Genomic DNA, 23,541 nt, shown 5'->3' on the forward strand with positions numbered 1-23,541 from the left:
CCCCATATTCAGGCGGGCCCGCATGGTGACCGGACGGTGCGGCGCCGCGGATTGGACTATAGCTCGACCAAATCAAAGATTGGAATGCTCATTCTTCCGGCCGGTGGACATTCCGACGGCAGTTGATCGGGATCACACTCTTCGGCTCGTCTCTATCGATGCACGCTTTCTCCCGTCAAATTCTTCCTGTCCGATCTCCTACCGCACAACAGTGAAAACCGAGACTTCCTCGCTCTTGCCTTTGACGAGGATGCGGCCGAGCTCCCTCACACCGCTCGTGTCGGCCAGGCTGGCCGCAGTCCCTGCCCCGATCAATAGGGAGACGCCGAGGTTCTTGGATTCCCCCTCGAGACGTGCTGCCAGATTGACGGCATCGCCGAGTGCGGAATAGTCAAAGCGCCGGGTCGAACCCATGTTGCCCACGACGCAATCACCCGTGTTGATGCCGATGCCGATACGCAGCTCGTGATGCGTTCGACCGGCGATCTCCGCCTCACGCGCGAGCTCGGCGTTCAGGCTCTCCATTGAAGCGAGCATTGAGAGCGCGGCTGAAACCGCGTGATCGGCATGGTGGGGATCGTCGAGCGGCGCATTCCAGAATGCCATCAGGCAGTCGCCGATATATTTGTCGATCGTTCCCCCATGGGAGAGCACGATATCCGACAGCGGCGTCAACAGCCGGTTTATCAGCTCGGTGAGGTGTTGAGGGTCATCCTTTAGCTGCTCGGCGATTGTCGTGAACCCGCGGACATCGCAGAAAAGGACGCTCAGCTTCTTCTTCTCACCGCCAAGCTTCAAACGGGTCGGATCGCTGGCTAGTTGAGAAACAAGGTCAGGCGATAGGTACTGAGCGAACGCTTGCGTGATCTGGCGACGGCCCGCCCGCTCCTTCGCGTAATCCAGCCCCGCCTGCGCAGTGCTCAGGCTGAGCATCGCCAATGCGGGTGAGACCGGAGACACAAAGACCCTCCCGAGCCGCAACGCCGCGTAAGCTCCACCCAGCAACACGACAAGCGCGACACTGTTGTACAACACGATTTTCCAACCCGTATCCTTGCGAACCAGCAACGCCCCGATGACGACCGCACCAAACAGCAGAAGTTGACGCAGTGCCTGGTCAGCTTCTGTAACGGAAGATCCCAGTCTGATGTTGTCGACGATCGTCGCCTGGATTTCAGCGCCGGCCGTCAGGTGACCGGTGTGGACGGTGTAGGGTGTTGCATAAGCGTCCGCTCCGCCCTTCTCCACCGTCGCTGCGGTTTGAAGGCTTAGACCGACCAGAACGATCCTATCCTTGAAAAACCCTTCGGGCAGGAACCGCTCCGGCTCGAGCGCCTGGTAATAGGAAACTGTCGGGTATGTGCGGGCTGGCCCGTAAACCTGAAGCAGTTTGTTCGGCACTCCCACAGGAATTTCGAAACCTGCAGCAGTCGCAACCGTGGCGGCGAAGCCATCGTCATAGGGTGGCAGACGACGCAGAACGCCGTCGCGATCAAGCGTAATCGAGGCAATGCCCGTCAAAGCATAGGCGTCACTGAACATTTGCAGCGGCAGAACCCGCACAAACTGATCCGCCTGCGCAGACGTCACAAGCGTTTCGTCACCGGCGAGCACGACGTCTGGTCCAAGCGCTGCGGCAAGGGCGGCGTCGTCTCCCGGATTGGACGGCTCCGCGAAGATGATGTCCATACCGATCGTCCTGGCACCGGCCGCGCGCAACGCCGTGATCAGTCTGGCATGCAGGCCTCGTGGCCACGGCCACTGGCTCTGGATTTCGGCGAAAGAAGGTTCGTCGATCGCAACGACGATCGGGCTGTCCGAGGCAAGCGGCAAAGGGTTGAGGGTCGAGAGATAGTCGAACGCACGGTTGTCGAGCAGCGACCAAGCTGGAAGCTGAGCGATCAACGTCAATGCGACGTAGATTATCAGTGACAGCGCCGTGAGCTTTAGCTGCCGAGACCGGAGCATGGGCCCGCCGCGGGCATTCGACCGACTACCTGACATCTAGAAACGAACCTTCAACGTACCCTTGAAGGATCTTCCCCAGGCGGGAACGCCGGCGTCGACTTCGAACTCTTCGTCGAGCAGATTGAAAGCCTCCAGTTCCAGCGCCATCCGCTTGTCGAGAGGCTCCCAGGTCAGCTTGCTGTCGAGGGTCCAGTAGTCACCAAGGCCAGTCCCGGCACTGCCTATCCGCTCGCCAATGTAGTTGGCGGCCAGCGAAACCTGGACATTGGCCGGATTGACATAGGTGAGCGCCAGCTGGCCTGCCCATTCCGGGATGAACGGCAAGGATGAGCCGGCGGGCAGGCTGCCGCCTTTTTCTTCCGAATCCGCGTAGGCGATCGTGGACGAGAGACCGAAGCCGTGCCCTAAGAGAAGATTGCCTGTCAGACTCGCCCTATCGATGCGTCCCTCGCTGGTGGTGAAGGGAACGGCTGTCAGTGGAACTGCGATCTGCATGTCGCGCACGTCCTGGTGCTGGAACTCCGCAGCCGTGAAGAACCGGTCTGTCCACTCGGCATCCCACCGAAGTGCGACCGTATCGGCACGTCCTTCGGGTGCAACGTCGAAAGCATTCGGCTGCAGGCCGACGACAGAGACCGGCGACAGCGTCGGCGTCGACAGATCCGTGCTGCTGCGCATCACGGCAGCGCGGAGCCACTGTCCCTCGACCGGTGACCAGGCAAGGCCGAGACGCGGCTCAAGGCGAACACCGTCAGATGCGTCGTTGCTGAGGTAGTTACCGAATACGGCGTACTCAGCCTTCAAGTTTGACTGGATCTCGTGGAGCAGATCGACATAAACGCTTGCGACGCTCGTGCGATCCGAGCTGCTGGCGGTCCTAGCACCCCCGTTAAGAAGGTCTTCTAACGTCTGTGACTGGGATTCGGAGATCCAGCCTCCTTCAACACCATAGCGCCAGGTCAGATCACCCGCATTGAACGTATGGCTGGCTGCGGCAATATAAGCATTTTCTTCAAACTCATCGCTTTCCCGCGCGAATGGAAGGGTCGGGAACGGAGGTCCAAAGTCGATCTCGCTGTACCGGGTGTCATTGCGCCTCGTCCCGCTGTACAGAATGGCCGCGTTCATGACATTCTCGTAGGCGAATGTGTGGCTCCAGCCTAAGCCGCCGTTGCGGCTTCTCCCGACGATCTCATTCCTCACAAGGGGGAAGGCTCCAGAGCTTGTCACCTCTTGGTCGAAGGTGCTCTTGGCGTCGTTGTAATAGAGAACGATGCGATCGTAATAGGTCGGACTGGTGGTCAGGAAGACATTGCCGCCGAGCACCTCCAGCTCTGTCCCGATATCCGTGATCAAGCCGGCGTCGCGGGCGTCGAGTGACTTCTGCCATTCGAAATTGGCATAGTAGCTCGTCGGGTTCGGGAAGTTCGTATAGCCCTGAATCTCTGCCTCGCCCGTCCCGCCGGTGCCTCCGCCCGCCGCAGTGAAGCCACCTCCGACAGATACTTCGAAGAACGGCCGGGTGAGAATGTCAAACCCGCGACTGGGAGACGAGATCAGTGTCGGCTCCAGCAGGAGCCCCTGAAGCGTTGATGAAAAGAATTGCCCGTTCGGGGCGTTGTTGATGACGTCTTCACCATAGAGGTAGCTGTTCGCGAAAGGGTTGACGCTGCCACGGATGCTTTCATCGATATAGGCAGCACCGGAAAATGGATCGAAGACGGCATCGCTGTAGAATTCGCCCCAGGCGTTCAGGCCTTGAAAGCGGAACGCACTGTTGAGAATCGAACCCGCCTGCTGGTTTGCGCCAAGCGACGTGTACTCACCACCGCGCGCTCGCGCACGCAGGACGTAGTCTCGCGCATGTTGGATCGCACCCGGCGCATCATACTCCGAAATGGCCACCGAGGCCCGAACCGCCGAGATGACGGGATCATTGTCATCCAGTCTATCGGCATTGTCGATCGCCTGTTCTGCAGCGACACGGTCCCCTTTCTGGTAGTAGGCTGCACCAAGGACGATCTGCCCTTGGGCATCCGCCGGATTGGAAACGGTGCCTGCAAGCAGGTCTTCGACCGCCTTGTCGGGCTCGCCTGTCTGGAGATAGTAGCGACCTCTCGCAATCAGAACCTGATCCAGCGCCGGATCCGCAGCCATGGCAAGATCGATCTCGCGCTTCGCCTCCTTCACCCGGTTTGTGTCCAGATAGAAGATCGCCAGATTCGAGTGCGATATAGGATCGATCGGATCCAGCTCGATCGCCTTTCGAAGCGCTGCCTCTGCCTCTCGATTGGCACCCCTGGTCGAGTGTATGTCGGCGATCGCATTCCAGGTGGTGCTGCTTCCCGGCGTTACCTTCAGAACCTCGTAGAGATCTGCCAGCGCTCCGTCGTTATCGCCCTGGAACCCTGCCTTGAAATGAGATCGCGCCTCCAGCGCAGTGGGCTCATGCGGATCGAGAGACAGTGAGCGGTTTATCGCCTCCTCCGCCTGCTTGCGGTCATTCAACAACAGTGCGATCCAGCCGCGATAGGCCGGAAGCGAGGGGTCGGAAGGGTACTGTCGCTCCGCTTCGCGAAGAGCCTCGATCGACGCGTTCAGGTCCTTCAGGAAACCGACCGCATAGGCCCGCAGAAAAGCGGCTTCCGGTCCTCCAGCGCTCGGTGGCAGCGGCTCGACACGGCTTGGATCTGCCAGCGACCGAGCATAATAGCCACCCCAGAGCGCGATCGCTCTCCTGCGGGGATCGAGGCGGTGAGAAACCTGCGCGAAAAGGGCCGCCGCTTCACCGTATCGCGCTTGGTTGGCTGCGATGATGGCCTTGATCAGGATCAGCCGGTCCCGTTGGGTTGATGATAACTGCGTGCGCTCCAGCGCACCAAGCATCTCCATTGTCTTTGCCGGGCCTTCAAGCGACAACTGCGCTTCCGCAAGATCGACCAGGTCGGCGGTCGAACGCTTCGCAGGTGGAATCGCCAGAATACGATCGGCATTTCGGCGCATGTCTGCAAATGGGACCGCTGCTGGCGGCATACGCTCGAACGCTTCTCGCGGCGGAAGGTAGAACAGCATTTGTTCGCGGTCATCGGAGTCGACGATAACCACCTTGCGAGGCGCCTGACCCAAGGTGGCTGCTGCCGCCTCACCCGCACGCACGTCGACCATGCCTTGTGGATTGGCGAGTTGCACGACCCCGTCGAGAACCGTCAGCGACGTGTCGTTGCCGCTGACCGTCATGGTCCAGTCGGTCCCTCGAATAGCGGCAGCCGCTGCGGCAGTCTGGACCTGTACGCCGGGCCCTCCGCGCTCGGCCCGGGCCCAGATCGTTCCTGACTGAAGCTGCAACACCGTGTCGGAACTCGTCTCGCTGGTGATCTGCTTCACGACCATCGAGGTGTTGCGGCCGAGCCTGACCTGGGTACGGTCCGAGAAAACGATGGCGAGCTGGCCGACCTCGTTCGTGCGCAGGATATCGCCGCTCATCAGGTCCTGTTTGAGATCGACGGACTGCCAGTCGGACACGTCAATAAAGCGGACTTCCTCGCCGGTCTTGCGTGCGATGACGGCCCCAGCTGCAGTACCTGAGCGCGGAACGGGCTCCGCACCCGCAGGCTCAAGTGCAGCCGACAACAGAACAGCCGTCGTCAGCGACAGCACTGTTGCTGCCTTAAAAAGTTTCACTCTACAATCCGGCATCCCCCGCCGCTCCACCCTTAAGCAACTAAGTGTCGTAGTCGCCCTAGCAAGACTATTGAATAGCCGCCAGAGTCTTATTAGAGAGGATACTTTGTAAGCGGAGAATTTTCACGTGAGTGACTTTGATAGCGCACCTACGGAGATGCTTGACCTGACCATGGCGAGCGGTGAGGTGACGGAGGAGTACATAAACCACATCCGAAAGATCAACGACGTCTTCTATGACCAGATCAAGATAGCTGACCAAAAGGCCGCCTATATCTTCACGTTCATGCTGGCTTTCTTGATCTCTTCTGCGGAAGGGCGAAGTGTGTTCGACTGGGCGCTCTATGCAAAGGCAGACATTCCGGAGGCATTGCTTCGCGCGATACTGGCCTGCGCGTCAGTCTTTTCAATCATTTGCGCAATCCTGGTTGTCCTCCCCCGCAACATCCCCCGCTCGACGTCTCTCTTCTGGGGAACCTGGCCGCATCATCGCCCGCTGTTCGAGCTCGCTGCGGCGAACCGCGATGTCTCTTACCTGTTCAACGAATATCTCGATAACGCCGACATCCTGTCGCTGATCTCGCGCCGTAAGTACAAGTGCGTGTCGTTCGCCTTCCGCGGACTGGTCCTGACCGTCCTCGCCTATGTCATTCTCCTGCTGGCGACGCAGAACATCCGCTAATCACGCCATCTTGAGGCGATGAGCAGTACTCAACCCCGGTCCTGTTCATCGTCACATCGGCACGGCTGCGGCACCCACCAAGCGACCGCGGAATCGGTCTTTCGAAAGAGGTCGATCCATTCCGTTTCTGACGTCGATTTGGATCAGGTGTGATCGCCGCTATGCCACATCGTGTTGGTGTCGATCTCGGACCGATGCGAGGGAAAGTCTTCGCCGCGGTAGCTGATCAGCAGCTTGAACAGGTCGCTGCGCAGCCTTTTGCGGGGTTCGAGACGGTGCTCGATCTGCCGCGTCAATGCGGCCTGCATGACCGATAAAGCTTCGACGGAGGTTCCTTCGGCGATGATGACAACATTGACCGTATCAGGGTCGGTCGCTTCATCCTGCTCGAAAACCTCGTACACCTGGTTGGGCTCGGCGAGTACGACCTGGAAGCCCGTTATGCGGGTCTGGGTCATCAGCTGGCGCAGAATTTCTTCCATCGTCGGTATCGATGCATGGGCCTTTCCGCTTTCGACAGAATAGGCCTGCACGAGTGTTGCGCCTCCGATACCGCTTCCAGCTTTCACAGCGATCTCGCCCGGGATCCGCAGCACGCTCGAAAAATGCTGCCGCATTTTCTGAGACCAGGGCGTCGGATTTCGCACAAGATCGAGATAGGACGGCTGCTCGATCACCGCGAGACTTTCAAGCTCGTAGAGGGTGAAATAGCTCTCTTTTCCGGCTGCCGACACGTATCGACGGGCGGCACGCATGCCGGGGACCGTGAGGCGCTCGGGCACGTGCTCGAATGTGTGCCAGGCCTCGTATTCTTCGGCCATGGTGGCGGGGTAATCGTTCCAGAGCGCTAGAATGGCGGGGCTCATCAGGGCTCTCCCATGCGCAGGACGACCTTAGACGCGACCCGATCCTGCGCGGCCTGGAAACCCGTTAGCGCGTCCGACAGTGGGAGCGTGTGCGAAATCAGCTGTCGCATCAGCGGCTGATTGGCGTCAAGAAAGGCAATGACGCCGTCCCAGTCGGCAGCAGGTGCCCGGTAGGAGCCGCGGATCTGCTGATGCATGCGCACGACGGATGTGAGGTCGATTTCGGCTGGCCGAGGGTGGATGCCGACAACGGTGAAGATCCCGCGCTTCTTGAGATACGGCAGCGTCGCGCTGACGAGCGCGGGTACACCGGCCGCCTCGATGATCGCGTCGAACGGCGCAAGGTCCGCCAGGGCGCCCGCCATGTCTGTCTTCGCCGTATCGATCAGTTGCTCGAAACCGGCCGCGCGGAGGGCATCCAGCCGCGGCCCGTCATCGCGGCCGATCACTACGACCTTGGCACCTATCGCCCGTGCCATGATGGCGATGCCCTGCCCGATGAAACCCGGACCGATCACCAGAATGGTTTGCCCCGACTGGACCTCCGCAGTCGCGACCGCCTCGGCGCAGACGGTCATCGGCTCTGTCAAAGCCGCGACATCCATGTCGAGACTGTCGGGAAGGACGTGGCAGTTATGGTAGGGCACACACACGAACCCTGCAAATGCGCCGTTGCGGCCGATGCCGATGCCTTTGCGCGCCGTGCAATTGTCTTCGTCGCCGCGAAGGCAGGCATCGCAACGGCCGCAGGTGGTAGAGGGTCTTGCGGTAACGCGGGTGCCGATAATCGTTTCCGACAAAGCCTCCCCTACCCGTTCGATCGTGCCCGCAAACTCGTGGCCAAGGGTGACGGGCATGGCGCGCTCCATCGACTCGTAACCCGGGGTCCACTCCGCGATGTGCAGGTCTGTTCCGCAGATGCCGGCCGAATGGACACGGACCAGAACGTCGCGCGGAGCAAGAGCTTCCGGCACGCCGATCTCGCGAAACTCCACGCCTTTGGCGGGCCGGACCTTTTGCAATGCCAGCATGGTGTCGTTCCCTTCGATAATATTTAGGTGTTCAGCCGCGCCAGCTCAGAAAGCGCTTTTCGACCTGCCCGATTACAAAATTCACGAGCAGTCCCATGACCGAGAGGATGGTGACGCCGGCAAAGAGCTTTTCCAGGTCGTAGAGCGAGCCGGCCTCGAGGATGTAAGAGCCGACGCCGTATTGCGCACCGAGCATCTCTGCGGCAACGAGAAGAATGATCGCGATCGAAATCGAGACGCGCAGACCCGAAAGGATGGCCGGGAATGCCCCGGGCAGGACGATCTTGCGGACGATCGACCACCAATTCAGCCCGAAGCTCTGGCCCATGCGGATCAGCGTGCGATCGACGTTGTCGACGGCTCCATAGGTGGCAACCACGGTTGGCGTAAACGTGCCAAAAGCGATCAGTGCGTATTTCGACATTTCGTCGATGCCGAACCAGATGACGAACAGAGGCAGGAGCGCGATCTTGGGGATCGGGAACAGCGCCGCGACAAGCGGGACCAGTCCGGCGCGGACATAACTGAAAAGACCGATCAGCACACCGACCGCTATGCCGACGCTAATGCCCATGAACGCACCGACGAAAAGCCGCTGCAGTGAAGGCAGAAGATGCTTCCACAGCAGACCCGTCTGCCAAAGCTGGACAAAGGTATCGAGGACCGCCGAGGGCCGTGGCAGCGTCAGGTTCGAGATGAACCCGCTACGGGTGCCGATTTCGGCGAGCGCAATCAGAACGACAAAGACTGCAATGCCGACGCCCTGCACCGGGATCGGCGCAAAGCCGCCACCGCGGAACGATACGGTCGATATCTTTCCTGTTTCACCCTTGCTTGATGTCTCTACAGGGCTGGAAAACGTGGTGACGTCAGACATTGACCAACTCCTTGTCGGCCGCCATGGCCTCTTCGCGCATCAAGTCCCAGAGCTGCTTCTGTTTTTCTTCCAGTACAGGATCGCCGAGATGCCGATCCGACAGTGGAATGTCGATATCGACGATCTCGCGGATCCGGCCTGGCCGGCGGGACAAGACGACGACGCGGTGCCCGAGCCGGACCGCTTCGTTGAGATTGTGGGTTACATAAACCGAGGTGAACGGCTGGCGCGTCCAGAGCGAGATCAGGTCATCCATCAGCAGTTCGCGGGTCTGGCTGTCGAGGGCTGATAGCGGTTCGTCCATCAGCATGACTGCGGGACGGACCGCAAGCGCCCGGCTGATTGCCACACGCTGGCGCATGCCGCCCGACAGTTGCTTGGGGAGCGCTTTGCGGAACTCGGAAAGGCGGGTGCGATCGAGAACATCCGTCACGATTTCGTCCATCTGACGTCCGCTCAGCCCATGGTCCTCGAGGACCAACCGGATATTGCCCTCGACCGTGCGCCAGGGCAGCAGAGCGAAATGCTGGAAGACGTATGTCAGCGGGTTGAGCGAATCTGCCGGCGGATTGCCGACCTGCAGCACGTTGCCGGAGGTCGGCCGCTCCAGGCCACCCAGGAACCGAAGCAGGGTCGACTTGCCGCAGCCAGACGGTCCAATCAGGCAGATGATCTGCCCTTGCGGAATGTCGAGCGAAATATCCTTCAGAACCTCGACGGCTCCATAGGAGTGGCTGATGTTGTTGAGCTTCAGATCCATGGGTACTCCAGGCAGGCCACAGTGCTGCCGCGGGTTCGACCGGTCAGATGGTCTTGACGTAGGACGTATCGAACAGCTGTTCGTTGGTGATCGCGTCCTTGACCATGCCTTCGGACTTGAACCATTCGAGCTGTTCGACACAGCTTCCAAGCGACAATGCGAGGCCCTCGTTGACGCGCATGGCGCCTTCGATCAGGTTCTGCTTGGCCGTTTCGAATGGGCTGTCGCTTTCCACATACTTGTGGACGATCTTGGCCAGAGCGTCGCGCTCGGCGTCATCTGCCTTGTTGTCAACGAAGGCAGCGTTGTAGTCGGCGATCGCCCGCGAATAGGCCTTGACGAAAGACGCTGTCATGTCGCGCTCGTTGGCGGCGTTTTTGGTCGAGGTAAAGGCGGTCGTCACCTGGTAATCCGGTGCGTAGTCCGACACGAGGCCGATTTGCTTGGCAGCGCCTTCGCGGATCATCTTCTTGGCGACATTCGGCTGAATGGCCCAGGCATCGATCTGACCCGTGGTCAGGGCGCCGACGATTGCGCCGAGCTTCTGCAGCGGACGCAGCTGGATGTCGGACAGCTTGATGTTGTTGGCTGTGGCAATCTTGTGCGCCATGAAATGGAAGGAGGAACCGGCCGTTGTGATGCCGAAACTCTTGCCGGACAGTTTCGAAGGGTCGGTGAGACCGGCCTCATAAGCCTTGTTCGACGCCAGGATGATCGCGCCGGTAACGCCCTTCTGTTCGGTCAGCGCGCCGCCGATAACCTTGATGGCGTCCTTTTGCGCGAGGCTGATCAGGCCACCGCTCATCGCCGTAACGCCGAAGTCGGCATCACCTGAAGCGATTGACACGGCCATCGGCTGCGCTGCTTCGAAGAACTTCAGTTCGATGTCCAGCCCTGCGTCCTTGTAGTAACCGCGTTCGAAGGCAATGAAGCTCGGTGCGTGGCTGGCAAGGTGAAGCACGGCGAGGTTACGGGTTGCAGCCCGCGCAGGCAGACCAAAAGCCGCAGCGCTGCCGAGTGCACCCATGCCGATGAGTGCCTGACGGCGGTTCATTTGAAACTTCATGATTATCCTCCTCCAAGGACGGCGTTGCGTTACGCCAGTGCCCCTCATTGCCACTCACCGCACCAGAAGACAACAAACAATGATTATGCCTCCCATGCCTTCAGAGCATGTTACCTGGCCTCTCAGGGCAGCGGCGGCAGGGCTGACAGTCGTGCGGCGAGGATCTCGATCAGTTTGCGCAGGTTGGCAGAGTGCGAGCGACGACGGTTCCACAGGACGGATATCGAGAACTGAGGTGCGTTGTGGATCGGCCGGATGACAAGATTGCTGCCAACCGGGCCGAGGGTCGTGACGTAGTCGACAAGGACGATACCCATGGCTTCGTTCGCCAGCGCCAAGGCAGTGTCGGAAAAGCGCGCAACGGCACGGGTGTTGACCTTGAGCTTCTCGCGGCTGAGGAAACGATCAACGATTGTCTGATGGGCACCCCCGGCGGCAAAGCTGATGAAATCCACGTCGGCAAGATCCGTTGCATGGATGACGGGACGGGCCGCAAGGCTATGGCTCTTGGGAATGACGGCGACCAGATCGACGCGCCCGACATGTTCCCTTTCGATCAGCGGATGGTCCAGCGATGCAATCGTCACCACCGCTTCACCGCGGCCGGTAATCAGATATTCCTCGATCTGGTCGACCGGCAGCACGTCGAAGAACAACTCGATACCCGGCACTTCGACGGAGAGCGTCCGCAGCGCCTGCGGAACCAGCGCCCGCGCCACGCTGGCCGTCGAACCGACCCGAAACACGGCGGTTTCGCCGCGCGCGATACGGCCGATCTGCGTTCCAACACCGGTCAGCTGGCGGATCAACGGATCGATTTCCGCGTATATTTCCAGCGCCTCGGACGTCGGCACCAGCCCGTTACGATCACGGGCGAAAAGCGCGATTCCAAGTAGGTCCTCAATCCGGCGGATCGTGCGGCTGAGCGCCGGTTGCGATATGGTGAGAACCTTGGAGGCGCCGGTGATCGAACGCGCCTGCATTACCGCATGGAAAACCTCCATCTGGCGCAGGCTCAGCAATCCGTCGGTGGCGGCCGGCACCCTGTGCTGGTCGTCGTCGTTCTCAGCGGGCATCGGTGATTTTCCCAAGGAAGGCGAGCAACCTCTCGATCATCTGGTCAGCCGACGTTTCGGGCAGCAGATGTCCGCCTGGAAGGCCCTCGCCTTCTACCGAGACCGCCCAGTCCGCCCAGATGTCGAGCGGCGTGCGTCCGCCACCGTAGAGCCGGCCTTGTTCGGAGAGCACCAGCACCGGCGCCTGTATCTTTCGACCGGAGTTGCGATCGGCAAGGTCGTCTGCCTCGTCCACCGACGCGCCAGCCCTGTAGTCTTCGCACATCGCATGACGGACCTCGGCGCTGCCGAAGGCCATCCGGTAGTCTTCCAGTGCCACAGGATCGATCAGGCGGATGTCGCCGGCCATCTTGCCGAGCGTCAAGTCGATAAGAAAACGCGGATCGGCCGCCATCAGCGTTTCAGGCAGCGGTGCGGGTTGCGCCAGCATGAACCAGTGCCAGGCGCCAAGCCCGAAAGCCTTGCCTGCCCCTTCCCACATTTCCGGCGTCGGCACGACGGTGACGGAAACCAGTGCGCGCACCTCCTCCTCGAAATCGAGCGCGAGCCGATAGGCAACCCTTCCGCCGCGATCGTGGCCGACGACGACGAAGCGGTCGTGCCCAAGGGCTCGCATCATCTCGTGCAGGCTCTTCGCCATCTGGCGCTTGGACCCCATATCCATGAGCGTCCCGGTGACCCGGCTATCGCCGTAACCCGGCAGGTCGGGCACGACCACGGAATAGGAAGCAGCGAGCACGGGCGCGATCCGGTGCCAGGCCGAACGGGTTTCCGGATAGCCGTGCAGCAGCAGGATGGCAGGGCCGGAGCCTGAGGTGAGGACGGCGAAATCGACATCAGCCGTCTGGACGCGACGGTCCTTGAACCCCGGGAACAGGGCGTTTGCCGGTCTACTCATCGGTTTTTGCTCCTGCTTGCGTGTTTGTCACAGCTGCCGCGATTTCTCGGAGCGCGGTTATTAGGCTGTCGACGCCTTTCTGTCTTGGACGACGGTCGCAGACGTGAACATAGGCGGAAACGCTGGCGCTGTTTTCGATCGGTATTGCCACCAACCCATGGACATCGCAGTCGATTGCCGAAAAGGCATCGAGAACGCTGATGCCGATACGTTCGGCGACGAAGGCGAGAGCGGCGTCGACAAAATGGACGTAGACCGCCGTTTTGCGCGTCTCGCCCCAGCGCTGATAGGTCTGATCGATCAGAAGACCGTGCGTCGTGGTCGCGCCAAACGAAATTAGTTGTTCGTCCGAAAGATCCGCTGGCCTGACGGACCGTCTACCTGCCAGCGGATGGCCAGCAGGCACCACGCAGACCAGGCCAGCGGTGGCGATCGGGACAGTCTGGATAACCGGATCGTTAACCTCCGCGATCGTCGCGACGCAGGCCCCTTGGCCAAAGAGGAGGTAGTCACGCACATCGCGCTGCGACAAGGAATCGCTGTAGAAAGTGCCGGCGGTGCCTTGCTGCTGCAAGCGCTTCAGTGCCTTCGGGATCAGCCGGGCGCCAAGGCTTGGCGTGGAGCCGAAGCGGAAGGTGGACGCGTCGCCCCGGGCAATCGAGTAGATGACATCGGACAGTATTTCCGACTGCTGATGAACATGCTCGACCTCGGCAAGAATGAGTTCGGCCTCCTGCGTCGGGACCAGCCGGCCGGAGATGCGGGCAAACAGCGCGATGCCGAGCTGGTCCTCCAGACGCTTGATCGCGGTCGACAGGCTGGGCTGCGAAACGCCGAGATGTCTTGCGGCAACCGTCAGCGAACCCGTCGCCATGATCGTCCGAAAAATCTCGATCTGCCGTTCCTTGAGCTTGGGGTTCGGCATCCGCCACGGGTCTCCGTCCTATAAATCCGGGTTATACCCTGGTTCGGAAACTGTATTGGCGTCAATACCCGCGGCCGCCTATCGTCGCCTTTATGCTCGCAACCGCAGTGAGCATCATCGATTGAGAACCATAGGATGAGCATTATGCGTGGTGGTCGATATGATGTCGTGGTGGTCGGAGGCGGTGCAGCCGGCATGAGCGCGGCGGTGGCCGCATCCCGATCGGGCGCACGAGTTCTGCTCGTCGAGCGGTACGGATTTCTCGGCGGCGCAGCCGCAAATTCTCTGGTTCTCGCCTATTGCGGCTTCTACCAGAAAGGCCCCGAACCGGTCTTTGCCGTGCGCGGAATAGGTGCGGATCTCTTGCACACCCTCCGCACGCTCGGCCAGGAGGTCGCGCCGATCAGGTCGAGCAGCGGCAACTGGATCGTCATGCTGGATCCGGAGGCAATCAAGTTCGGCTTCGACCAGATGACCGACGCTGCCGGTATCGACGTGTTGCTGCACTCTCGCGTGACAGCCGTCGCAACCGGCTCGGACGGCCTGACCGCAATCACCGTGACTGACCACGCCGGTTGCTACGAGATCACTGCCGCCGCATTCGTCGATGCCAGTGGCGAGGCAGCGCTCGCATCGCTCGCCGGGTTCGAAATGACAGTCAACAGCATGGCAGGCGACAAGGTTCAGCCGGCCTCCATGCCGGTTCGCATCGGCGGAGTAGCGCCAGGGGTCTCATTCGACCGGGCGCGGATGGCAGACCTGATTGCAAGGCACAACGAGAGCGGCGATACGCAAATTCACCGTGCAGACGGGGGCGTTATGCTGCGGCTTCCGACATCGAACGACTACTGGTGGATGACGATCGACCTCGACACGGACGGTTTGAGCGGCGCAAGTCTTGGATCAGCGGAACGCCAGGCACGACGAGAAGCGTGGCGAAACCTTCAGTTGTTGCGGCAGCTACCGGGCTTTGAAAAGGCCTTCATCGCGGCGACCGGACCGCAGATCGGCATCCGCGAAACGCGCCGGCCACGGTCGCGCGACGATCTGACCGGCGCGGCCCTGGCAAAAGGCGAGCGGCGCGAAGACGGTATCGGCCGCGCAGCGTGGCCGATGGAAGTTCATGAGGCGCCTGGGAAAGTACGTTTCGTCGATCTTGGGGGAGAAGGATTTGCAGACATCCCGATGGGATCGATCGAGGCTGCCGGAGCATCCAATCTTTTCCTCGCGGGCCGCGTCGCCGGGGCCGATCAGGCAGCCTATGGTTCGCTGCGGGTGATGGGAACCGCTTTCGCAACAGGGCATGCAGCCGGCATTGCCGCAGCATTGCGCGCCTCGAGCACCACAGTTTCGGCCGACGACGTGCGGGCAGCGCTTACGCTCCAGGGCGCGTTGATTTGAAATCCTGCAGGTTCACTGGCGGCCGGAAATCTTCGGGGCAACAATGACTTTGATCACCGCAGTGCCGGGGCCGCGTTGAGTTCAACACGGCCACGGCATTTATCGTCGCGGAAACAGGAACCGTTTTACCCGCGAGCGCAAAGATCAGGGCTTGCAGGTCTGTACAGCGCCGGGGAGCGTGCACCAGTCGGCATACCAGGTGTCGAACAGCGTCAGCTGGGCTTCCACATAGCCGCGCTGGCTGTCGCTGAGCACGTCCGTCTCGATGAAGTTCAGTGCATATTCTGCATCGCCCTTCAGGACCATCATGTGCTTGAAATAGAGAACCAGATCCGGGCCTTCATCGAAGGAGGAAAGCACGCCGAGCGCTTCTTCCAGTTCCTTGGCGCGCAAGCGTGCATCTGCGTTACCCGTGGCCGCGGCTTTCGCGAGGTTGCACAGATGCAGCACTTCCTTGGGAAGAACGTTGCCGATGCCTGTAATGGCGCCGGTTGCGCCGCAATTGACGTAGCCGTGGTAGACGGCCGTATCGACGCCGATCATCAAAGACACGCCGTCATCGCGGCTGGTAATGGTTTCGGCCGCATAGCGCATGTCGGCCGGACCGCCGAATTCCTTGAAACCAACGAGGTTCGGGTGCTCGGCGCGAAGCGCGAAAAACAGATCGGCGCGCGTGGCAAAGCCGTAATAGGGGCTGTTGTAGATGACCGCTGGCAGGTTCGGTGCCGCGGACAGGATTGCCTTGAAATGCGCCTTCTGAGCAGCGATCACGGAGCCGCGCGACAGAACACGCGGGATGACCATGAGACCATTTGCGCCGACCTTCTGGGCGTGTGCGGCAAGCGCGACGGCAGATGCGGAGTTGATCGCGCCAGTGCCGACAATCACGGGGATGCCAGCCTCAACCAGACGCGAGACGCCTTCCATGCGCTGCGCATCGGTGAGCAGGGGCCAGTCACCCATGGATCCGCAATAGACCACTGCCGACATGCCCGTTTCGATCAACTGCTGTGCCTTACGGACCATCGCGTCAAAATCCGGCATGCGGTCTGCGGTGCACGGTGTCATCAGCGCCGGAACGACGCCCGAAAATATGCTTGCAGTCACGGAAAGCTCCTTCGTTTCGGCGCACGGAAACACGCCCCTATCCCTATCGACGAGCAGCATAGCGTCTTCTTCAATCTTGTCGACAAGAAAAATACAAGGACCTACAGGAGGATGTCGAGCCTGTCATGGCGGGTGAGCAACCGCTCGATCTGGGCTTCGATCTGCTCACTGTGAGCGCGGCCGAGCCTGTCCGCGGCCTCGACGTCTCGCGCTTCGATCGCCGCGATGATTTCCTCGTGTTCGTCCACAAAGCGGGATGGCAGCCGATCATCATAGGATTGGTAGTAGAGACGCAGCATCCTCCGCCCTTCGCCCAGCAGACGCTCGAAGAAGCGCGCATAGTATTCATTGCGGCCAGCCGCAGCGATCGCCGCGTGAAAGTCTGCATTGGTTGCGATCATGGCCAAGGCGTCTTGGGCTTCGACAGCCGCTTTGAATTCTACCTGATGAGCTCGAATGATGTCGAGGTCGCCTGCCTTGTGGTGCTGCGCGGCGAGCCGCGTCGTGACCCGGTACATCAGACCCAGCGCATCGAAATAGGCGTGCATGCCGAGAAAGTCGATGTTCGACACCATGGTCGACCGGTTCGGCAGGGTCTCGATCAGCCCCTCTCCGGCAAGCCGCACCAGAGCTTCACGAATCGGCGTGCGCGACATGCCGAACCGCGTTGCCAGTTGCACTTCGTCGATCGCACTTCCGGGGGCGAGGCGAAGATCAAGGATTTCATCCCGCAAGAGGTCATAGACCTGCCTCGCGCCGGACCCCCTCTTGCGCTCCAGCGCATGATTTTGATTGCTGTCGTCCATGCCGGCACCCACAAAGTTTTTATCTGTCATTCATGCACTACTGCATCCTCTCCTCGTCGTCAGCCCGTCCGGCAATTTGAACGAAAGTCTTGACGACCGTCGCCAGCAGCATATTCATCGCCAAACGCTACCGCTACGCCAACTGCGCACGCTCAAAGATCTCACCCCTCGCGTAGGCCCCGCCGGCCGAACAGCGCTTTCAAGAAAGTCCCAGCATGAGTGCCCCTGCCTACATATCGTTCGAACAGTCGCTTGCCAGTTTTGACAATATTGCTGCCGCGGTTCCGCCGATCTCGAAGGAGGAACTGAACGCGCGCATAGCCAAGCTGCAGGGGCTGATGCGCGACGGAGGCGTCAAGGCGGTCTATCTCGATACATCGACGAGCCTCACCTATTTTACCGCCATGACGCTCGGGGCGAGCGAACGCATGCATGGTGCGATCATCCCTTCGCGCGGCGCTCCGATCTATATCAGCCCAGCCTTCGAGGAGCCGAAGACCCAGACGCTAATCACGATCCCCGGCGAGATCGCGGTCTGGGAGGAGCATGAGGATCCGGCCCGTTTGGTCGCTGACCTGATCTGCAGCCTTGCCGCAGACGGGAACATTCTGGCCTTCGATCCGGCGACGCCGTTCGCATTTTCCAGCCCAATCACCACGCATCTCGGCGACCGCCTGACGGTTACCGGCGCCAAGGACTTGATTGCCCAGTGCCGGCAGATCAAGTCGGCGAACGAGATCGCGATCATCCAGGCCGCGATGACCGCGAGCCTTCGTGTTCACAAGGCCGTCTGGGAAGGTCTCTACGAGGGCGTGAAGACAACGGAAGTCACCGATTTCATCGCCGCCGCCCATGCCAAGCTCGGCATGCGTCACATCTTTGCCGCCGCGCAGTTCGGCGAAGCGACCGCCTATCCGCACGGCGTTCCCTATGCGCAGACGCTGAAGGCGGGCGACATGGTGCTGATCGATCTCGGCGCGCATATCCACCGCTACTGCTCTGATATCACCCGCACCTATGTCTTCGGAGAGCCGACGGAACGGCAGCGCGAGATCTGGTCGCTCGAACAGAAAGCCCATCGCGCCGCCTTTGACGCGGCAAAGATCGGGATCGCCTGCGAAGAGGTTGATTTTGCCGCCCGCAAGGTGCTGACCGACGCCGGTTACGGCCCCGATTACCAGGTGCCCGGACTGCCCCACCGGACCGGACACGGGCTCGGCATGGACATGCACGAAGACCCCTACATCGTTCGCGGCAACAAGACACCGCTTGCTCCCGGCATGGTGTTTTCCGACGAGCCGATGCTGGCACTTTACGGCGAATGCGGCGTCCGCCTGGAAGACATCATCTACATGACCGAAGAGGGGCCCGCCTTCTTCACGCAGCCGTCGTCCTCTCTCGAGCGGCCGTTTGATTGACGAGGCGAGTCTATCCGAGGGCGTGAGCCTGGGCCGGCGTCACCTGTGTTGGCCGGCGCAGCCTTCTAGCCAGTCGTCATCCTGCGCAGAACATTTGTTTTCCAATAGAACTGGTGGACAAGAGCGCCCAGCACATGGCCGGAGATCAGCACCCATAAGGCGACTTTGAGGACATCGGCATGCAGTTCCCCTGCACTGCCGTAGCCAAGATAGTATGCAGCCATGCCAGTCAGCGGCATTGCGACGAGCAGAATGTAGAGCGCGGCATGCGCGGCTGTGGCAGCCATCCGAAAAATCGGGGGTTCCTGCGGCGGGGATGCCGGAACGCCACGGGTGAAGCGGATGATCAGGCGAAGCACGACGAGAGCCAGAATAGAAATGCCCACATAGGCGTGAATATTGGCACTTGCCACTTGGTCGGCAGAGGCCATCCCGTCTCGCTCCATACTCCGGTTCCAGTCGCTCATGCCATCGGGCAGGACGAGGTTGAAAGTGACGAGCGCAGCGGTAAGCCAGTGCAGGACGCGTTGAGATACGGAAAATGATAGAGGTCTAGACGTTGTCATTGGTGATCCTTCCATCGTGGTTGTCTCAGACGTCGCATGGGGCGATCGGATGGTGAGCGTCGACGGGGCATTGGGTTTGATCATCGAGATCGCTTGGTGCGGGGACTTCAGTCTCACACGCACCGTTTCATTCCTTCGGTTGTCACGATGATCGACTAGAGGCCGAAGCTGACATTGAACTGAAGGCGGTCAGGGTCATTTCCCAACGCCTGCTTCCGCTGCCATGACGCGGTCTCGAAGCGTTTCGTGATTGCACCAGCTAGAGAGACCCAGCCGCCACGACGTCCCGTTCCGGACGGCCCGAACACCGTACCGGTCGCCGTGGAAAGGTTCATCCGCGCGAGCCGTTGCGGTCACGGATAGAGTTACACGGGGTGAAAGACCGATCATTCAAAGCGTATGCGAAAGCAGAAGAAAAACGGACGCCGTGTTCAGGGGAGTCAATCCAAAAGTTCGCGCAAGACGGTCGCGAGCTCCCGAGCAGTATGTGGTTTCCGCAACCATCGTCCTGACTGAGCCAGTTCTTTACCGGCGATGGTTGGCTCGGCGTATCCGGACGTGAACAGAACCTTTATCGTCGGCTTTGCCATCCTCACTTGATCCGCAAGCTCGTTGCCTGTCATGCCGCCTGGCATGACGATGTCGGTAAAGAGGAGCGAGATGTCATCGTGCTTTTGGAGGAGTTCGAGCGCCTCAATTCCAGTTGCTGCTTCGATGATTTGGTAGCCGAGGTCTGCAAGCCGTGCGACCACCACTCGACGCACCCTCGGATCGTCTTCGACGACCAGAATCTTTTCCCAGCCTCGGGGCAACGGAGCGGTTTCTGCCGTGTCGAAATGCGTGATCTCTTCGTCAGCTTTTGACCGGGCGGAAGGCAGAAAGAGCCGGACGCTCGTTCCCTGCCCGGGCTCGCTGTAGAGCTGGATGTTTCCACCGGATTGCTTGGCAAAACCGTAGACCATACTCAAACCCAGACCTGTGCCGGCACCAAGGCCCTTCGTTGTGAAGAACGGGTCAAAAGCCTTTTCGCGAACCTCGGCCGTCATTCCCGAACCCGTGTCCGTTACTGAGATCAAGACAAAGTCACCAGTCCTTACTGACGGATAGGTTTTCGCGTAGTCAGCATCGAGTTTGACGCTGGAGATATCGATCGTCAGCCTTCCGCCTTTTGGCATAGCGTCGCGCGCATTTATCGCCAAGTTCAGGATGGCATTCTGAAGCTGCGATCCGTCGACCGAAGCCTCGATGGCCGCGCCTGATATAACCGTGCGAAGCTCAACGGCTTCTCCAAGGGTTCTGCGCAACAGGTCCGAAAAGCCGCCGACGAGTTGCCCTATGTCCACCGTTCTCGGATTGAGGCTTTGACGCCGTCCGAATGCGAGAAGCTGGCTCGTCAGTTTGGCACCGTCATCTGCCGCGCTTTGCGCCTCACGCAGGAGCACTCGAAGCTTTGGATCCTCAAGCTTGTTGTCGATCATTTCCAGATTGCCGCTGACCACGGTCAGAAGATTGTTGAAATCATGAGCCAAACCGCCGGTCAGCTGGCCAATTGCCTCCATCTTCTGCGATTGGCGCAGTTCTTCCTCGATCTTGTGTCGGCTCGTCAGGTCCCGGATGAACCCCGTAAAGATCCGCTTGTTGCGGGTTGCTGCTTCGCCCACCGAAAGCTCCATCGGAAAGGTCGAGCCGTCCTTGCGTCGTCCGGTCACAACCCGGCCATATCCGATGATGCGCCGTTCGCCGGTCGTCAGGTAATTGGAAATGTAGCTATCGTGCGCCGCGCGGTCGGGGTCGGGCATCAAAACTTTGACGTTCAGTCCGCAGACTTCTGCTGCCTTGTATCCGAACAGCCGTTCCGCAGCCGCGCTGAACGACGAGATGATGCCCGCTTCATCAATGACGACCATCCCGTCAGGAACGGTATCCAGGATAGAAAGCTGGTGGGCCTCGCGCTCGGCGACGGTTTCCTGCATCACTTTCATTGCCGTGACATCGTTGTTTGTCTGGACCACGACCTGCTCGGCCGAGCCCAGCGGCGACAGAAGAACCCAGTGGGTCGCAATGAAGAGAGGACGGCCATCCTTGTGGTGATGAATGACTTCGCCGCTCCAAGACTGCGCAGCCAAGAACCGGTTTCGTTGTTCTTCAACAGATTCAGGGAACTGCGTGCCGAGAAGCTCGTGAACCTCTTGGCCAACGGCCTCGATGCGTGACCATCCGTAGAGGTTTTCGCATCCTGCAGTCCAGCTGCGGATGATACCATCCGTTCCGTGAACAATGATGTTTGCCGCATCCAGCAAGCCTGTAACAGCAGAAAGCTGTCGTTCGAGCTCATCTCGACTGCCTCTATATGACATAGCTTTCCCATGATCGCACGCTCAGTGGGACCGTCCCCCGCGGACGATCGTTAACCGGGGCTCGCGGGAGCGATCATCTTCATCTCCGGCCATCTGCGCAAGCAGAACCGGACGGCAGATCGTTATCGCGTTTCGAGCCGCCACACCGTCGATTTGGATGGCACCCTTGCCGATGAGCTTTGTCATGGTGCGCGAGACTGTTTCGATTGTCAGTCCAAGGTAATCGGCTATGTCCTGCCTCCCCATGGGAAGCTCCAGCGTGGTCCGGTTGCCTGAGGAAGCCGCTTGGCGCCGGAGTGTCGCCAGCAGAAAGGAACAAAGGCGTTCCTCCGCGTTCTTGGACGACAGGAGTACCATCTGATCCTGCGCTGCCGCCATCTCGTCGGAGACCAGAGCGAAGAGCTGTGGGCGCAAGTGATCACTCTCGGTCACCGCTGCATCGAACCGGCGTCGTGACAATCGCCTCAGGGTTACAGACGTCACCGCCTCGGCACTGTAGAGATAACGCCCGCCAAGCGAGATGCCGACGATATCGTTTGGATAGAGGAAGCCGGTAATCACCCGCCGTCCGTCGGCGATGATCCGAAAAATCCTCAACGTACCTTCGAGAATTTCGAAAACATCGACCGCATCGTCGCTCTCAAAGAAAAGCGCTTTTCCCGCTGTCAAATGTTCAAACGGCTGCTTGCAGAACAGGCTGTGAAGGCTGGTTTGGTGATGGACTGCGTGAAGAGCAGTCGTCCCACTTTCATAATTCTGAGTTGTACTGAGCATAACCGTGCCTCCAATCTCGATGCGCGCAGTTGACTCGCGTGGCGTGACGGGCGGATGCTGTTTCCGTGACAATCTATGGAATTGCGTAACACATTGTAACAGGAGGGGATAATGGCGCGGCAAAATCCTGCGACAGCTCACATCCTCATCGTCGATGATGATGTGAGGATCACTCAAATGTTGAAGCGATATCTCAACGAAGAGGGTTATTTAACCAGCGAGGCCAAGGACGGTGAGGAGATGCGCCTGCAACTTGCGCACACACAGGTCGATCTCATCCTGCTGGACGTCTCTTTGCCCGGAGGGGCCGATGGTTTTGATCTTGTTCGGGAGGTGCGAGCGGCGTCCGATACCCCGATCATCATGCTGACCGGTCGAAATGACGTTGTGGACCGGATCATCGGGCTTGAGATGGGCGCCGACGACTATCTCGCGAAGCCGTTTAACCTCAGGGAGCTGCACGCCAGGCTGAAAGCCATTCTGCGCAGGCGAAACGTGCAACCTTCCGAGCAGCAAGAGACCGACAAGATCGTCCATTTCGACCGCTGGGCTCTGAACCTTACGCGACGCGAGCTGTCATCAGCGGATGGCGAAGGTATCCATCTGACAACAGGCGAATACGACCTCCTTGCTGCCTTTGTGGCCCATCCAGGACGCGTGCTGTCGCGAGATTTCTTGCTAGAGGAAACAAAAGGGCGCCATCTCGATGCCTATGATCGGGCAATCGACGCTCAAATCGTCCGGATCCGGCGCAAGGTGGAGATCGACCCCAAACAGCCGCAAATAATTCGCTCCATCCGGGGCGTCGGCTACATGTTCGCCGCACGCGTCAGCGTGGCGAAGGTTGCTTAGAGGGCGATAGGTCATACGTTAAACCGGCCCGCGGTACTTTGAAAGTCGAGGTGTCGCCCAGAAGCCAGTGGTCGGTTTTGGCGACGGGCCAGACGTGGATGCGATTGCATCCTTCCTCTCCAGCGCGGCGTTTCGCATACTCCAACAAGCGCCCTGCCACGCTGTGCTCATTGAGGAGACTTACGGACGCGAGAACAGGAACTTCCAGCTGTTTGCTCAAGCCACTTTGCGGGCTGACAAATACCAGGGAAATCCCGCGGACAACCCCTGCCGGGTCGATTACAGTAAGCCAATTTCTCCGGAGGTCTTCTGTGGAAGTCGCTGCCTGCCACTCGGCAAGATCAATGTTCGGAAAGAGATGCCGAACGATTGCGTAAGCACGAGCAACGTCCGAGGCTCGAAGTGCACTGACCGTATAGTCCGCATCCAT

General features: G+C 60.0%; 19 protein-coding genes. 4 read left to right on the top strand and 15 right to left on the bottom strand.

Translation table 11 applies throughout. From position 1 onward, the window contains the following. Nucleotides 1-198 precede the first annotated feature (198 nt). Entirely contained in the window at nt 199-1,968 is a 1,770-nt protein-coding gene (locus J3A65_RS03610) for an adenylate/guanylate cyclase domain-containing protein (protein WP_281064449.1), read from the bottom strand. Nucleotides 1,969-2,004: 36 nt separating this feature from the next. Beyond that, nucleotides 2,005-5,649: a FecR domain-containing protein gene (locus tag J3A65_RS03615; RefSeq protein WP_348635238.1), complete on the bottom strand. Its 3,645-nt coding sequence runs from the start codon at nt 5,647-5,649 to the stop codon at nt 2,005-2,007. A gap of 127 nt (nt 5,650-5,776) precedes the next feature. On the opposite strand from J3A65_RS03615, the gene J3A65_RS03620 reads away from it, so the two are divergent. Beyond that, on the top strand, nt 5,777-6,331 hold the full coding sequence (locus tag J3A65_RS03620) for a Pycsar system effector family protein (protein ID WP_062459905.1): 555 nt from the start codon (nt 5,777-5,779) through the stop codon (nt 6,329-6,331). A gap of 143 nt (nt 6,332-6,474) precedes the next feature. On the opposite strand, the gene J3A65_RS03625 is transcribed toward J3A65_RS03620, so the two are convergent. From J3A65_RS03625 to J3A65_RS03660, 8 genes are all read right to left on the bottom strand, one after another. Then, nucleotides 6,475-7,197, bottom strand: coding sequence for a hypothetical protein (locus tag J3A65_RS03625; protein ID WP_184655825.1), 723 nt, complete (start codon nt 7,195-7,197; stop codon nt 6,475-6,477). Next, nucleotides 7,197-8,228 carry an alcohol dehydrogenase catalytic domain-containing protein gene (locus J3A65_RS03630; RefSeq protein WP_209899492.1) on the bottom strand — a complete coding sequence of 344 codons (1,032 nt, stop codon included), beginning with the start codon at nt 8,226-8,228 and terminating at the stop codon, nt 7,197-7,199. The genes J3A65_RS03625 and J3A65_RS03630 overlap by 1 nt, the downstream gene beginning before the upstream one ends. A 31-nt stretch (nt 8,229-8,259) precedes the next feature. Then, nucleotides 8,260-9,105, bottom strand: coding sequence for an ABC transporter permease (locus J3A65_RS03635; protein WP_113166521.1), 846 nt, complete (start codon nt 9,103-9,105; stop codon nt 8,260-8,262). Continuing rightward, complete coding sequence (locus tag J3A65_RS03640) at nt 9,098-9,865, bottom strand: ABC transporter ATP-binding protein (protein ID WP_062459913.1); 768 nt, start codon at nt 9,863-9,865, stop codon at nt 9,098-9,100. The genes J3A65_RS03635 and J3A65_RS03640 overlap by 8 nt, the downstream gene beginning before the upstream one ends. Before the next feature lie 43 nt (nt 9,866-9,908). After that, on the bottom strand, nt 9,909-10,931 hold the full coding sequence (locus tag J3A65_RS03645; RefSeq protein ID WP_062459915.1) for an ABC transporter substrate-binding protein: 1,023 nt from the start codon (nt 10,929-10,931) through the stop codon (nt 9,909-9,911). Nucleotides 10,932-11,053: 122 nt separating this feature from the next. Beyond that, complete coding sequence (locus tag J3A65_RS03650; RefSeq protein WP_209899496.1) at nt 11,054-12,007, bottom strand: LysR family transcriptional regulator; 954 nt, start codon at nt 12,005-12,007, stop codon at nt 11,054-11,056. Further along, a complete protein-coding gene (locus J3A65_RS03655) occupies nt 11,997-12,905 on the bottom strand; it encodes an alpha/beta hydrolase (RefSeq protein ID WP_209899498.1) in 909 nt (302 codons plus the stop codon). Before J3A65_RS03655 ends, J3A65_RS03650 begins: the two co-directional genes overlap by 11 nt. After that, complete coding sequence (locus J3A65_RS03660; RefSeq protein ID WP_062459921.1) at nt 12,898-13,830, bottom strand: LysR substrate-binding domain-containing protein; 933 nt, start codon at nt 13,828-13,830, stop codon at nt 12,898-12,900. The genes J3A65_RS03655 and J3A65_RS03660 overlap by 8 nt, the downstream gene beginning before the upstream one ends. 144 nt (nt 13,831-13,974) lie before the next feature. On the opposite strand from J3A65_RS03660, the gene J3A65_RS03665 reads away from it, so the two are divergent. After that, nucleotides 13,975-15,231: an FAD-dependent oxidoreductase gene (locus tag J3A65_RS03665; RefSeq protein WP_245341429.1), complete on the top strand. Its 1,257-nt coding sequence runs from the start codon at nt 13,975-13,977 to the stop codon at nt 15,229-15,231. A 144-nt stretch (nt 15,232-15,375) separates the two neighbouring features. Here the strand turns inward: J3A65_RS03665 and J3A65_RS03670 are convergent, their stop codons facing one another. Together J3A65_RS03670 and J3A65_RS03675 are read right to left on the bottom strand one after the other, a co-directional pair. Further along, nucleotides 15,376-16,338, bottom strand: coding sequence for a dihydrodipicolinate synthase family protein (locus tag J3A65_RS03670; RefSeq protein WP_209899504.1), 963 nt, complete (start codon nt 16,336-16,338; stop codon nt 15,376-15,378). Nucleotides 16,339-16,439: 101 nt separating this feature from the next. Then, nucleotides 16,440-17,144 carry a GntR family transcriptional regulator gene (locus J3A65_RS03675; RefSeq protein WP_209899954.1) on the bottom strand — a complete coding sequence of 235 codons (705 nt, stop codon included), beginning with the start codon at nt 17,142-17,144 and terminating at the stop codon, nt 16,440-16,442. 215 nt (nt 17,145-17,359) lie between these two features. On the opposite strand from J3A65_RS03675, the gene J3A65_RS03680 reads away from it, so the two are divergent. Next, on the top strand, nt 17,360-18,562 hold the full coding sequence (locus J3A65_RS03680; protein WP_209899507.1) for a Xaa-Pro peptidase family protein: 1,203 nt from the start codon (nt 17,360-17,362) through the stop codon (nt 18,560-18,562). 65 nt (nt 18,563-18,627) lie between these two features. Here J3A65_RS03680 and J3A65_RS03685 read toward each other — a convergent pair whose 3' ends face one another. From J3A65_RS03685 to J3A65_RS03695, 3 genes are all read right to left on the bottom strand, one after another. Next, nucleotides 18,628-19,128 carry a cytochrome b/b6 domain-containing protein gene (locus J3A65_RS03685; RefSeq protein ID WP_062578392.1) on the bottom strand — a complete coding sequence of 167 codons (501 nt, stop codon included), beginning with the start codon at nt 19,126-19,128 and terminating at the stop codon, nt 18,628-18,630. Nucleotides 19,129-19,568: 440 nt separating this feature from the next. Next, entirely contained in the window at nt 19,569-21,485 is a 1,917-nt protein-coding gene (locus tag J3A65_RS03690) for a PAS domain-containing sensor histidine kinase (RefSeq protein ID WP_209899510.1), read from the bottom strand. A gap of 21 nt (nt 21,486-21,506) precedes the next feature. Next, nucleotides 21,507-22,331, bottom strand: a complete 825-nt coding sequence (locus J3A65_RS03695; protein ID WP_244473959.1) for a helix-turn-helix domain-containing protein — start codon at nt 22,329-22,331, stop codon at nt 21,507-21,509. 39 nt (nt 22,332-22,370) lie between these two features. On the opposite strand from J3A65_RS03695, the gene J3A65_RS03700 reads away from it, so the two are divergent. Beyond that, nucleotides 22,371-23,111: a response regulator gene (locus J3A65_RS03700; RefSeq protein WP_209899513.1), complete on the top strand. Its 741-nt coding sequence runs from the start codon at nt 22,371-22,373 to the stop codon at nt 23,109-23,111. Nucleotides 23,112-23,541 lie beyond the last annotated feature (430 nt).

Origin of the sequence: Rhizobium sp. PvP014, assembly GCF_017876855.1 — a bacterium.
GTDB classification, from domain to species: domain Bacteria; phylum Pseudomonadota; class Alphaproteobacteria; order Rhizobiales; family Rhizobiaceae; genus Neorhizobium; species Neorhizobium soli.